The following is a 12,461-nucleotide window of genomic DNA, read 5'->3' as shown; positions in this document are numbered from 1 at the left end:
ACAGCATGACCGAAAGAGTTCAGAGCGACGGCCTGACCGCCATCGTGGTCAAGGGCTATCCGCGGCTGTCGGAGACCTTCATCGCCCAGGAGATCCTGGGGCTGCAGCAGCTCGGCCAGCGTCAGCTGATCGTCTCGCTGCGCCACCCGACCGACACCAAGGTGCACGACCTCAACCGCCGCATCACCGCGCCGGTGCTGTACCTGCCGGAATACCTGTACCAGGAGCAGCCGCGGGTGGTGGCGGCGCGCGACTGGGCCCGGCGCCAGCCCGGCTACGCCGCCGCTTATGCCGCCTTCCGCCGCGACTACCGGCGCGACCCGACGCCGAACCGCTGGCGCCGCTTCGGCCAGGCCTGCGTGCTGGCGCAGGAGCTGCCGCCCGAGACGTCCTGGATCTACGTCCACTACCTGCACACCCCGGCCTCGGTCGGTCGCTACGCCGCGCTGATCCGCGGCCTGCCCTGGAGCGTCTCGGCCCACGCCAAGGACATCTGGACGACGCCGGAGTGGGAGCTGCGCGAGAAGCTGGCCGAGGCCCGCTGGGCCGCCACCTGCACCGCGGTCAACCACGCCTATCTGGCGAAGCTGGCGCCGCAGCCGGGGCGGGTGTCGCTGGTGCATCACGGCCTCGATTTCGGCCGCTTCCCCGACCCGATCGCCCGGCCACGCCGCGACGGGCGCGACGCGGCCGACCCGGTGCGGCTGATCTCGGTCGGCCGTGCGGTCGAGAAGAAGGGCTTCGACCGGCTGCTCGACGCCTTCGTGGCACTGCCGCGCGGCCAGGCCTGGCACTGGACCCATATCGGCGGCGGCGCGCTGCTGGCCGAGCTGCGGGCCCAGGCGAAGCGGCTCGGCCTTGCCGACCGGATCGAGTGGCGCGGCGCCCTGACCCAGGATGCCGTGCTGGCGGCGCTGCTCGACTCGGACCTGTTCGTGCTGACCGCCCGCATCGCCGCCGACGGCGACCGCGACGGGCTGCCGAATGTGCTGATGGAGGCACAGGCCACCGGCCTGTGCTGCCTCGCCACCTCGGTCTCGGCGATCCCGGAACTGATCCTGGACGGCGAGACCGGGATGCTGGTGCCGCCGGATGACGTGCCCGCGGCCGCCGACGCCCTGTCCGGGCTGATCGCCGACCCCGCCCGCCGCGCCAGGCTGGGGGCCGCCGGCGCCGCGCGGGTACGGCGCGATTTCGGCTTCGCCGTCGGCCTGGCCAAGCTGGCCCGCCGCTTCGGTCTGCCGGGACCGGGATGAAGGTCGCCTTCTACGCGCCGATGAAGCCGCCGGGCCATCCGGTGCCATCGGGCGACCGGCGCATGGCGCGGCTGCTGATCGAGGCGCTGCGGCGCGGCGGGCACGAGGTCCGTTTGGCCAGCCGGCTGCGCAGCTGGGATCCGGGTCTGGACCCGGCGCGGCCGGCGCGGATCGAGGCGCTGGGCACCCGCATCGCCGACCGGCTGGTCCGGCGCTGGCGCGGGGCACCGGACCGCCCGGATGTCTGGTTCACCTACCATCTGTACCACAAGGCGCCGGACTGGCTCGGGCCGCCGGTCGCTGCGGCGCTCGGCATCCCCTATGTCGCGGCCGAGGCTTCGCATGCGCCGCGCCGGGCCGAAGGGGCCTGGGCCGCCGGGCACCGGGCCGCGGTGGAGGCGATCCGCCGGGCCGCGGCGCTGATCACCTTCAGCGACCGGGACGCGGCCGGCCTGTCCGCCCTGGTGCCGGCGGAGCGCATCATCCGCCTGCCGCCCTTCCTCGACGCCGCGCCCTTCGCCGCCGTGACCCGCCGGCCGGCTGGCCCGCCGCGCCTTCTCGCCATCGGCATGATGCGGGAGGGTGACAAGGAGCGGTCCTATGCCCTGCTCGCGGCGGCGCTGCAGCGGCTCGGCGACCGGCCCTGGACCTTGACCGTGGTCGGCGATGGCCCGGCCCGGCCCCGGATCGAGCCGCTCTACGACCCCGCCCGGACCGTGTTCCGTGGTGCCGTGCCGCCCGAGTCGCTGCCGCAGGTGCTGTCGGAGGCCGACCTGTTCGTCTGGCCGGCGATCAACGAGGCCTTCGGCATGGCGCTGCTCGAGGCCCAGGCCGCCGGCCTGCCGGCAGTGGCCGGCGCCGCCGGGGGCGAAGGCGGCGGCGTGGCCGGGATCCTGCGCCACGGCGAGACCGGCCTGCTGGTCCCGCCCGGCGACGCGGCCGCCTTCGCCGCCGCGGTCGCGGCCCTGCTGGACGACCCGGCCCGGCGGCGCGCCATGGGCGAGGTCGCCCGCGCCAATGTCCTGGCCCGGCACGACATCGCCGCCACCGCCGCCATCCTCGACCGCACCCTGGCGCGGGTCGCCGCAGGGCTGGCGCCGGCATGACCCGCCTCCTCGTCCTGCGCCACGCCCCGACCGGGTGGAATGCCGAGCGCCGCATCCAGGGCCGGGCCGACATTCCGCTGTCGGAAGCCGGGCGCGCGGCGGCGGCACGATGGCGCCTGCCGGACTGGGTCGCCGGCTGGCCGGTGCTGACCAGCCCGCTGTCGCGCGCCATGGAGACGGCGCGGCTGCTCGGCCTCGACCCGGTGCCGGAGCCGGCGCTGACCGAGCTGGACTGGGGCGGCTGGGAGGGCTTGCGTCTGTCCGACAAGACCCGGATCGACCCGGCGGAGCTGGCCCGGCGCGAGGCGCTGGGCCTGGATTTCCGGGCACCGGGCGGCGAGTCCTACCGCGAGCTGCAGGCCCGGTTGGCGCCGCTTTTGCTGCGGCTCGCCGCCGCCGGGCGCGACACCGTGGCGATCTGTCATCGCGGCGTCATCCTGGCGCTCTATGCCTGCGCCGCCGATTGGACCATGATCGGCGACGCGCCGGACGGGCTGCAGTGGGGCTGCGCACACCTGTTCCGGCTGGACGATTCGGGGGCGCCGGTGATCGAGCGGCTGAACATTTCTTTGGCAGCATGAAGGTTCTGTTCCACGTTCAGCATCTGCTCGGCATCGGCCATGTCCGGCGGGCCGCGGCGATCGCCCGCGCGCTGACCGAGGCCGGCTTCGCCGTGACCGTGGCCCAGGGCGGCTTTGATGTTCCCGGCACCGACTGGGGCGGCGCCGAGGTGGTGCCATTGCCGCCGGTGCGGTCGGCCGATACCGGCTTCCGCACCCTGCTCGACGCCGAGGACCGGCCGATCGACGCCGGCTGGAAGAAACGCCGCGCGGCCGAGACGCTGGCGCTTCTGGCCCGGACGAAACCCGACATCCTGCTGGTCGAGACCTTCCCCTTCGGCCGCCGCGCCTTCGCCTTCGAGCTGGTGCCGATGCTGGAGATCGCTCGCCGCGCCAGCCCCCGGTCGCTGATCGCCTGCTCGGTCCGCGACATCCTGGTGGACAAGAAGGACCCTGCCAAGGTCGAGGCCATGGCCGACACCGCGCTGGCGCTGTTCGACCTGGTGCTGGTGCATGGCGACCCGACGGTGATCCCGTTCGAGGCCAGCTTCCCGCCGGCCCCGCGGGTGGCCGGGCTGATCCGCTACACCGGCTATGTCGGCGCGCCCTCGACCCGCGAGGCGCCACCCGGCGACGGCGTCGACGAGGTGATCGTCTCGGTCGGCGGCGGCGCGGTCGGCGCCGAGCTGCTGCGCACCGCCCTCGCCGCCCGTGCCCTCTCCGGCCAGAAGCGGACGCGCTGGCGTCTGCTGGCCGGGCCGGACCTGCCCGCCGGCGCCGTCGCGGAACTGACCGCGGCAGCGGCGGACGGGGTGCCCCCGGGACAGATCATCGTCGAGCCGGCGCGGCCGGATTTCCCGAGCCTGCTGGCCCGCTGCCGCCTGTCGGTCAGCCAGGCCGGCTACAACACGGTCATGGATGTGGTGCGGGCCGGTTGCCGCGCCGTCTTCGTGCCCTTCGCCGCCGCCGGCGAGACCGAGCAGACCCGGCGGGCGGACCTTTTGGCGGCCCGCGGCCATTGTCTCGTGGTGCCGGAGGCCGGGCTGACGCCGCAGCGGCTGGCCCGGGCGGTGGACGACGCCATGGCCGCGCCCCCGCCGCCGCGGGCGGCGCTGGCCCTGGACGGCGCCCGGACCGCGGCCGCCCTGCTGCGCGACGCCGCGGAAAGACGGAGCGCCGCGTGAGGAGGATGACGGATCAGGAGATCGGGGATGCGGGGCTTGCCGCCCGGCCGCGGGCTGCGGCTATAGTGCCGCTTTCGTCCGGACCGTCCCGATCCATGCCCGCGCCGACCGAGCCCCACGCCCCGCCCCTGCCCGACTCCCGGACCGAGCTGCGGGCCGAGTTGGACCGGTGGGCCGCGGCTGGCCGCCGTGCCAGCTTCTGGTGGCGCGACGACGACGCGGAGGCGCCGACCCCGGCGCTGGACCGGCTGCTGGCCCTGGCCGCGCGCCACAGCCGTTGGGTCGCGCTGGCGGTCATCCCCGCTGGGGCCGAGCCGGCGCTGGCCGACCGCCTGGCCGGCACGCCCGCCATGGTGATCCAGCACGGCTGGGCGCACCGGTCGCATGCGCCGACCGGCGAGAAGACGGCCGAGCTGGGCGACCATCGGCCCGCCGAGACCGTCCTGGCCGAACTGACCGCCGGCCGCGAGCGGCTGCAGGCACTGTTCGGCGACCGCTTCCGCCCGGTGCTGGCGCCGCCCTGGAACCGCATCGGCCCGACGCTGCGCGCCCGGCTGGGCGAAGCTGGCCTCGACATCCTGTCCGGCTTCGGCGCCCGCGAGGCGGCGCCCGGCCCGGCGCAGCTCAACACCCATGCCGATCCGATCGACTGGCGCGGCGGCCGCGGCTTCGCCGGCATCGACCGGGCGTTGGCGCCGATCCTGCGCCACCTCGCCGACCGCCGGAATGGCACCGCCGACCCCGGGGAGCCGACAGGCCTCCTGACCCATCATCTGGCGCATGACGACGAAGGATGGATCTTTCTCGACGGCCTGCTGACGCTGCTGGCATGGCATCCGGCCGTGGCCTGGCCGGATCCCGACAGCCTGTTCGGAGACCGGACATGACCGCCCACCGCTATGACATGGCCGAGCTGGGGGGCGACTATGCGCGCGGCGCGGCCGGGCTGGCCCTGACCGCGCTGCCGCTGATCCTGCTGCCGATGCACTGGATCGTCGCCGTGGCTTTCGGCGCCGCGGCGCTGGTGTTCCTGGCCTTCCTGCTGCGCACCTGGCTGCGGCACCGCAGCGTGATCGAGGTCGACGGCCAAGGCATCGTCGCCCATGGCCCGCTCGGCACCCGCATCGCCTGGCGCGACCTGTCCGGCTTCCGGCTGCGCTACTTCTCGGTCCGGCGCGACCGCCAGCGCGGCTGGATGCAGCTGGACCTGCGCGGCGGCGGCCGGCGCCTCAGGATCGAGTCCACCGTCAGCGGCTTCGACGAAATCGTGTCGCAGGCGCATGACGCGGCGGTCGCCAAGGCGTTGCCGATCGACGATTCGAGCCAGGCCAACCTGATGTCGCTCGGGGTGATCACGCCCCAGGCCGGGTTGGCCGAGCGCTGGGGCGTGCGCCCCGCGGACCAGCCTGCCACCGACGGGCCCGAGGAATGAGAGGCTCGCCGCGGTGACCGACATCCTGCGACTGCACGATCTGCGCATCGGCTTCGCCGTGCCCGGCGGCACGCTCGAGGCCGTGCGCGGCGTGTCGCTGCGGGTGCCGGCCGGCAAGACCGTCGCCGTGGTCGGCGAAAGCGGCTCCGGCAAATCGGTGCTGGCCCAGTCGGTGATGGGCATCCTGCCCAGCAACGGCCGGGTCACCGGCGGCAGGATCCTGTTCAGCGACCCGGACAAGCCGGGCACGGTCGTCGACCTGGCCAGGCTGCCGCAAGAGAGCGCGGAATACCGCGACATCCGCGGCGGCCGGATCTCGATGATCTTCCAGGAGCCGATGACCTCGCTGTCGCCGCTGCACACGGTCGGCAACCAGATCGTCGAGGCGGTGCGGCTGCACCGGCCGGTCGGCCCGGCCGAGGCGCGCGACCTGGCCCGCGAGATGCTGCGGCTGGTCGGCTTCCCCAACCCCGCCCGCGCGCTCAAGACCTACCCGTTCGAGCTGTCGGGCGGGCTGCGCCAACGCGCCATGATCGCCATGGCGCTGGTCTGCCGCCCTGCCCTCCTGATCGCCGACGAGCCGACCACCGCGCTCGACGTCACCATCCAGGCCCAGATCCTGAAGCTGATGCAGGACCTGCAGGCCGAGCTGGGGATGGCGATCATGATCATCACCCACGACCTCGGCATCGTCGCCAACATCGCCGACGAGGTGGTGGTGATGTATCGCGGCGAGGTGATGGAATCCGGCCCGCTCGGCCCGATCTTCACCAATCCCGGCCACCCTTATCTGAAGGCGCTGCTGCGGGCGGTGCCGCGCTTCGACATGGGGCATGAACGGCTGATGCCGATCCGCGAGATCCGGCAGGCCGACGGCCACATGATGGGGACCGGCAAGAAGGCCTGGACCGAGGCGGCGGAGGCGGCCGGCCCGCTGCTGACGGTCGAAGGCATCTCGAAGACCTTCGCCATCCGCAACAGCGGCCTGTTCGGCGGCGGCCAGGAGGAGCGGATCAAGGCGGTCGACGACGTCTCCTTCGCCATCCGCCGCGGCGAATGCCTGGGGCTGGTCGGCGAATCCGGCTGCGGCAAGACCACCCTGTCGAAGATCCTGATGCGGGCGCTGAGCCCGGATGACGGCGGCATCCGCTTCAACGACCACGGCAAGCCGGTCGACGTGCTGGCGCTGGAGGGCCAGGACCTCAAGGCCTTCCGCCCGCGCATGCAGTTCATCTTCCAGGACCCGTTCAGCTCGCTGAACCCGCGGATGACGGTGTTCGACATCCTGACCGAGCCCTTGACCATCCACGGCATCGGCACCCCGGCCAAGCGCAAGGCGATCGCCAAGGAGCTGATGGAGCTGGTCGGGCTCGACATCCGCCACCTGCAGCGCTATCCGCACAGCTTCTCCGGCGGCCAGCGGCAGCGCATCGGCATCGCCCGGGCGCTGGCGCTGCGCCCCGACCTGGTGATCTGCGACGAGCCGGTCTCGGCGCTCGACGTCTCGATCCAGGCCCAGATCCTGAACCTGCTGAAGGACCTGAAGGCCCGGCTGGGCCTGACCTATCTGTTCATCAGCCACAATCTGGCGGTGGTCGACTACATCGCCGACCGGATCATGGTGATGTGCCGCGGCCGGGTGGTGGAGCTGGCGCCGCGCGCCTCGCTGTTCGCCCGGCCGGTGCATCCCTACACCAAGGCGCTGCTGGCCGCGGTGCCGGCCCCCGACCCGTCGCGGCGGCTGGATTTCGCGGCGCTGATGGGCGGCCGGGCCTCCGACCCCGGGGCGTGGCCGGCGCCGTTCACCCTGGGGCCCGACAAGCCGGGCCGGCTGGTCGAGGTCGACAAGGGCCATTTCGTCCGCGCCACCGAAGCGCCCGCGCTGGAGCTGGTGGCGTCATGACCCGTTGGCTCGCTCTCCTCGCGATCCTGCTCGGCCTGGCCCAGGCCCTGCCTGCTGCCGCCGGCCCGGCGCTGGTCGAGACGCCGATGTATGAGCCGGACGTGGCCGCCGGCAAGCTGCCGCCGGTGGCCGAGCGCGTGCCGCAGCTGCCGTCGGTGGTCGACATGGCGGCGGAGGGCAAGGAGCCGGGCAAGCCGGGCGGCGAGATCGCCTGGATGGTCGCCCGCGCCCGCGACATCCGGATCATGAACACCTACGCCTATGCCCGACTGGTCGGCTACGGCCCGGACTTCAAGCTGCATCCGGACCTGCTGGAATCGGTCGATGTCGAGGGCGAGAAGGTGTTCACCTTGCATCTGCGGCCGGGCCACAGATGGTCCGACGGCCAGCCCTTCACCAGCGAGGATTTCCGCTTCTCCTGGGAAGACATGGAGCTAGACAAGGAGCTGTCGCCCTACGGCCCGGACACCCGGCTGCTGGTCGAGGGCGAGCTGCCCAAGGTCGAGTATCCGGACCCGGTGACCGTGCGCTTCTCCTGGTCCAGGCCGAACCCCGAGTTCCTGCCGGCCCTGGCCGGTCCGGCGCCGCTCTATCTCTACGCGCCGGCGCATTACCTGAAGCAGTTCCACAAGAGATACGCCGACGCCAAGGCCCTGGAGGCGCTGGCCAAGCAGGCGGGCATGCGCAACTGGGTGGCGCTGTTCAACCTGCGCAGCAAGCTGATCGACTCGGCCAATCCCGACCTGCCGGTGCTGGAGCCCTGGGTCGTCACCACCAAGGCGCCGGCCGACCGCTTCGTCTTCGTCCGCAACCCCTACTACCACCGCGTCGACAGCCAGGGCCGGCAGCTGCCCTATCTCGACCGCGTCATCGTCAATGTCGTCGAAGGCTCGCTGATCCCGGCCAAGGCCGGCGCCGGCGACGCCGACCTGCAGCAGCGCGGCCTGCGCTTCGACAACATCAGCTTCCTCAAGGCCGGCCAGGCCGCCGGCCAGTACAAGGTCCGGCTGTGGACCACGGCGCTGGGCTCCGAGGTCGCCCTCTATCCGAACCTGAACTGCAACGACCCCGACTGGCGGACGCTGAACCGCGACGTCCGCTTCCGCCGCGCCCTGTCGCTGGCGATCAACCGGGACGAGATCAACCAGGTGGTGTTCTTCGGCCTGGCCCGGCCGAGCCAGAACACGGTGCTGCCGGAATCGCCCTTCTACGACCCGGCGCTGGCGACGGCGTGGACCCAGTTCGACCTGGCCAAGGCCAACGCCCTGCTCGACGAGGCCGGCCTGTCCCAGCGCGACAGCGACGGCATCCGGCTGATGCCGAACGGCCGCCGGCTGGAGATCGTGGTCGAGAGCAACGGCGAGCGCAGCCTCGAGGCCGACATCCTGCAACTGATCCGGGACAGCTGGGCCAAGATCGGCGTCGCACTCTTCACCACCCAGTCGCAGCGCGACGTGTTCCTACAGCGGATCTTCTCCGGCGACGCGGTGATGTCGGTGTGGACCGGCATCGACAACGCGCTGGTGACGCCGACGACGGTGCCGTCGGGCCTGGCGCCGGTCGACCAGAACTGGCTGCAATACCCGAAATGGGGCCAGTACGTGCAGACCCGCGGCACCGCCGGGGAGAAGCCGGACGAGCCCTTCGCCGAGCAGCTGATGGCGCTGTACGACGAATGGCGCACCACCGCCGACAAGGGCCGCCGCGACGCGGTCATCCGCGAGATGATCCGGATCCAGTCGGACCAGGTCACCTCGATCGGCACGGTGCAGGGCGTCCTGGCCCCGGTGGTGGTCAAGAACCGGCTGCACAACGTGCCGGAGAAGGGGATCCTGTCCTGGGACCCGGGCGCGCATTTTGGCATCTACCACCCCGACACCTTCTGGGTGGACCCATGACGGCGGGGACGGCCATGGCCCGGGCGAGGATGACATGCTGAGCTACATCGCCCGGCGCATCCTGGTGATGATCCCGACCCTGCTCGCGATCAGCTTCATCAGCTTCGCCATCATCCAGCTGCCGCCCGGCGACTACCTGACCACCATGGTCAACGAGTTGCGCAGCCGCGGCGAATCGCTGGACCCGAACCAGATGCAGTTCCTGCGGGAGAACTACGGGCTCGACCAGCCCTTCCTGCTGCAATACCTGGCCTGGCTGGGCAACTGCCTGCGCGGCGATTTCGGCTGGTCGTTCGAGTACAACATGCAGGTGACCGCCGTGGTCGGCGACCGCATGTTCCTGACCATTCTGCTGACCTTGGCCACCACGATCTTCATCTGGGTGGTGTCGTTCCCGATCGGGATCTATTCGGCCACGCACCAGTACAGCATCGGCGACTATGGGCTGACTTTCCTGGGGTTCCTCGGCCTGGCCACGCCGAACTTCCTCTTGGCGCTGGTGCTGCTGTACCTGGCCAACCAATGGTTTGGCGTCTCGATCGGCGGGCTGATGGACCCGAAATACCTGGACCAGCCGATGAGCTGGGCCAAGTTCGTCTCGGTTCTGGGCCATCTCTGGGTGCCGGTGATCGTGATCGGCACCTCCGGCACCGCGGCGATGATCCGGCGGCTGCGCGCCAACCTGCTGGACGAGCTGCAAAAGCAGTACTACGTCACCGCCCTGGCCAAGGGCATGAAGCGGCAGCGGGCGCTGCTGAAATACCCGCTGCGCATGGCGCTGAACCCGTTCATCGCCGATATCGGCAACATCCTGCCGCACCTGATCTCCGGCGCCACCATCGTCTCGGTGGTGCTGAACCTGCCGACCGCCGGCCCGCTGCTGCTGTCGGCGCTGCAGAGCCAGGACATGTACCTCGCCGGCTCCTTCGTGCTGTGGCTGGCGATGCTGACGGTGATCGGCACGCTGGTCTCGGACCTGGCGCTGGCGGTGCTCGATCCCCGCATCCGCCTGTCGGGAGGGGCCGTGAAATGAGCGACGTCCCCCGCGAGCCCCAGCACTACGTCAATCCGGCGCCCTGGGACCCCTATCTCGAGGCGCCGCTGACGCCGCAGCAGGAGCGTTACTTCCTGGCGTCGCAGTGGCGGATCATGTGGTGGAAGCTGAAGCGCCACCGCCTGGCCGCGATCTCCGGCGTGGTGCTGCTGCTGGCCTATCTCTCGATCCTGGTCAGCGAGTTCCTGGCGCCCTACGGGCTGGACAGCCGCCACACCGGCCACATCTACGCGCCGCCGCAGCAGGTCCGGTTCTTCCACGAGGGCAGCTTCGTCGGCCCCTATGTCTACGGCTATCAGTACTCGCTCGACATGGAATCGATGCGGCGGGTCTACACCGAGGACCGGTCGCAGCCGCAGCCGCTGCGCTTCTTCTGCCGCGGCGACGGCTACCGGTTCTGGGGCATGTTCGAGGCCGACCTGCACCTGGTCTGCCCGCCCGAGCACGGCACCTTCTTCCTGTTCGGCACCGACCGGCTGGGCCGCGACATGCTGAGCCGCATCCTCTACGGCGCCCGGATCTCGCTGACCGTCGGACTGATCGGCATCACCGTCAGCTTCCTGCTCGGCATCGTCATCGGCGGCTTGGCCGGCTATTACGGCGGCTGGATCGACAACGTCGTCAACCGGCTGATCGAGGTGATCCAGAGCTTCCCGCAGCTGCCGCTGTGGATGGCGCTGTCGGCGTCCCTGCCCGTGACCTGGAGCCCGATCGTGGTGTTCATGGGCATCACCATCATCCTCGGCCTGGTCGAATGGACCGGCCTGGCGCGGTCGGTGCGGTCGAAGCTGCTGGCCCTGCGCGAGGAGGATTTCTGCGTCGCCGCCCAGCTGATGGGCGCCCGGCCGCGGCGGATCATCTTCCGCCACCTGCTGCCGAGCTTCATGAGCCACCTGATCGCCTCGGCCACCCTGACCATCCCGGGGATGATCCTGGGCGAGACGGCGCTGAGCTTCCTCAACCTCGGCCTCAGGCCCCCGGTCACCAGCTGGGGCGTGCTGCTGAACGAGTCGCAGAACATCAACGTCGTCGCGCTCTACCCCTGGCTGCTGATGCCGGTGCTGCCGGTGATCATCGTGGTGCTGGCCTTCCAGTTCTTCGGCGACGGCCTGCGCGACGCCGCCGACCCGTACCGGTAGGACGGAGATCCACCGGCCCCGCATTGCTTCAAATCGCTGTATTGCAATTTGCACTACGATCGGTCCATAGTTCCCGATGGAGGGTGCCGATGGTCAGAAGCGCCGAACGCAAGGAACATCCGATTTCGATGCGCATGCCGGAGGCCGACATCGCGATGATCGATCGCGCTGCCGGCCTGCGCGGCCGGTCGCGCACGGATTTCGTGCGCGATGCGGCCGTTCGCGCCGCCGAGGATGTGCTGTTGGAGAATCGGCTGATCCGCATGAGCCCGACAGGCTTCGACGAGTTCATGGCGGTCCTGTCCGGTGCCGCGGCGCCGGTCCCCGAGATGGTGGAGCTGGCGAGGCGTCCCGCGCCATGGGAACCGGGCGCCGCCAAGAAACGCTGAGCCTTGCCGCTCTCGGCCCCCGAACCGCTGACCGCCGCCCACGACCTGTCCGAATTCACCTGCGGCAAGCCTGCCCTTGACCATTGGCTCAGGGCCCGAGCGCTCTCCAATCAGGAGAAGGGCTTCACCGCCGTCCTGGTGGTCCACGAGGCGGGCCGCGTCGTCGGCTATTACGGCCTCGCGCCGACCGCGGTGGTCCCGAACGTTCTGCCTCGATCCATCCGCACCGGCCAGCCACCCGATCCAGTGCCGTGCCTGCTGCTCGGCCAGCTTGCCACCGACATCGGCTGGGCAGGGCACGGCATCGGAACGGGCCTGGTGAAGCACGCTCTCGAACGCTGCGTAAAGGCGGCGGCGCTCGTCGGCGGCCGCGCCCTCATGGTCAACGCCGTCGATGCCGACGCCGCGGAGTTCTGGCGGCGACGGGGCTTCCTGCCATCGCGCGACGACCCGCTCGTGCTGTTCCGCTCGATCAGCGACATCGCCGCCTCGCTGGCCGAGGCGCGACGATGAGAGGTCCTCGAGCGCGAGCGCTCCACC

The 12,461-nt window shown here is 71.3% G+C and carries 12 protein-coding genes; all 12 read left to right on the top strand.

Annotated elements, in window-relative coordinates; all coding sequences use genetic code 11:
- Positions 1–5 precede the first annotated feature (5 nt).
- The gene (locus AAHM41_RS01510) at positions 6–1,256 is read left to right on the top strand and encodes a glycosyltransferase family 4 protein (RefSeq protein ID WP_342234728.1); all 1,251 of its coding nucleotides are present in this window, start codon (positions 6–8) and stop codon (positions 1,254–1,256) included.
- Complete coding sequence (locus AAHM41_RS01505) at positions 1,253–2,362, top strand: glycosyltransferase family 4 protein (RefSeq protein WP_342234727.1); 1,110 nt, start codon at positions 1,253–1,255, stop codon at positions 2,360–2,362. Before AAHM41_RS01510 ends, AAHM41_RS01505 begins: the two co-directional genes overlap by 4 nt.
- Entirely contained in the window at positions 2,359–2,943 is a 585-nt protein-coding gene (locus AAHM41_RS01500; RefSeq protein ID WP_342234726.1) for a histidine phosphatase family protein, read from the top strand. Before AAHM41_RS01505 ends, AAHM41_RS01500 begins: the two co-directional genes overlap by 4 nt.
- A complete protein-coding gene (locus tag AAHM41_RS01495) occupies positions 2,940–4,106 on the top strand; it encodes a glycosyltransferase family protein (RefSeq protein ID WP_342234725.1) in 1,167 nt (388 codons plus the stop codon). The genes AAHM41_RS01500 and AAHM41_RS01495 overlap by 4 nt, the downstream gene beginning before the upstream one ends.
- Before the next feature lie 95 nt (positions 4,107–4,201).
- Positions 4,202–4,993 carry a polysaccharide deacetylase family protein gene (locus tag AAHM41_RS01490; RefSeq protein WP_342234724.1) on the top strand — a complete coding sequence of 264 codons (792 nt, stop codon included), beginning with the start codon at positions 4,202–4,204 and terminating at the stop codon, positions 4,991–4,993.
- On the top strand, positions 4,990–5,538 hold the full coding sequence (locus AAHM41_RS01485; protein ID WP_342234723.1) for a hypothetical protein: 549 nt from the start codon (positions 4,990–4,992) through the stop codon (positions 5,536–5,538). The genes AAHM41_RS01490 and AAHM41_RS01485 overlap by 4 nt, the downstream gene beginning before the upstream one ends.
- A gap of 13 nt (positions 5,539–5,551) precedes the next feature.
- Complete coding sequence (locus tag AAHM41_RS01480) at positions 5,552–7,441, top strand: ABC transporter ATP-binding protein (protein WP_342234722.1); 1,890 nt, start codon at positions 5,552–5,554, stop codon at positions 7,439–7,441.
- A complete protein-coding gene (locus AAHM41_RS01475) occupies positions 7,438–9,339 on the top strand; it encodes an ABC transporter substrate-binding protein (protein ID WP_342234721.1) in 1,902 nt (633 codons plus the stop codon). Before AAHM41_RS01480 ends, AAHM41_RS01475 begins: the two co-directional genes overlap by 4 nt.
- 34 nt (positions 9,340–9,373) lie before the next feature.
- Complete coding sequence (locus tag AAHM41_RS01470; RefSeq protein WP_342234720.1) at positions 9,374–10,372, top strand: ABC transporter permease; 999 nt, start codon at positions 9,374–9,376, stop codon at positions 10,370–10,372.
- Positions 10,369–11,532, top strand: a complete 1,164-nt coding sequence (locus AAHM41_RS01465; RefSeq protein ID WP_342234719.1) for an ABC transporter permease — start codon at positions 10,369–10,371, stop codon at positions 11,530–11,532. Before AAHM41_RS01470 ends, AAHM41_RS01465 begins: the two co-directional genes overlap by 4 nt.
- An 89-nt stretch (positions 11,533–11,621) precedes the next feature.
- The gene (locus AAHM41_RS01460) at positions 11,622–11,921 is read left to right on the top strand and encodes a type II toxin-antitoxin system TacA family antitoxin (RefSeq protein WP_342234718.1); all 300 of its coding nucleotides are present in this window, start codon (positions 11,622–11,624) and stop codon (positions 11,919–11,921) included.
- Positions 11,922–11,924: 3 nt separating this feature from the next.
- Positions 11,925–12,434 (top strand): GNAT family N-acetyltransferase, encoded by a 510-nt coding sequence (locus tag AAHM41_RS01455; RefSeq protein ID WP_342234717.1) that lies wholly within the window; start codon positions 11,925–11,927, stop codon positions 12,432–12,434.
- The last annotated feature ends 27 nt before the right edge of the window (positions 12,435–12,461 follow it).

The organism is Inquilinus sp. OTU3971 (genome assembly GCF_038440215.1).
Note: the sequence above shows the minus strand (reverse complement) of the source record. Positions and strands in the feature narration are given on the sequence as shown.

Excerpts from the sequence above, each read along its gene's own strand:
- AAHM41_RS01490 (WP_342234724.1), top strand. The coding sequence starts at position 4,202 with ATGCCCGCGCCGACCGAGCCCCACGCCCCGCCCCTGCCCGACTCCCGG.
- AAHM41_RS01485 (WP_342234723.1), top strand. The coding sequence starts at position 4,990 with ATGACCGCCCACCGCTATGACATGGCCGAGCTGGGGGGCGACTATGCG.
- AAHM41_RS01500 (WP_342234726.1), top strand. The coding sequence starts at position 2,359 with ATGACCCGCCTCCTCGTCCTGCGCCACGCCCCGACCGGGTGGAATGCC.
- AAHM41_RS01495 (WP_342234725.1), top strand. The coding sequence starts at position 2,940 with ATGAAGGTTCTGTTCCACGTTCAGCATCTGCTCGGCATCGGCCATGTC.
- AAHM41_RS01510 (WP_342234728.1), top strand. The coding sequence starts at position 6 with ATGACCGAAAGAGTTCAGAGCGACGGCCTGACCGCCATCGTGGTCAAG.
- AAHM41_RS01505 (WP_342234727.1), top strand. The coding sequence starts at position 1,253 with ATGAAGGTCGCCTTCTACGCGCCGATGAAGCCGCCGGGCCATCCGGTG.
- AAHM41_RS01475 (WP_342234721.1), top strand. The coding sequence starts at position 7,438 with ATGACCCGTTGGCTCGCTCTCCTCGCGATCCTGCTCGGCCTGGCCCAG.
- AAHM41_RS01460 (WP_342234718.1), top strand. The coding sequence starts at position 11,622 with ATGGTCAGAAGCGCCGAACGCAAGGAACATCCGATTTCGATGCGCATG.
- AAHM41_RS01465 (WP_342234719.1), top strand. The coding sequence starts at position 10,369 with ATGAGCGACGTCCCCCGCGAGCCCCAGCACTACGTCAATCCGGCGCCC.
- AAHM41_RS01470 (WP_342234720.1), top strand. The coding sequence starts at position 9,374 with ATGCTGAGCTACATCGCCCGGCGCATCCTGGTGATGATCCCGACCCTG.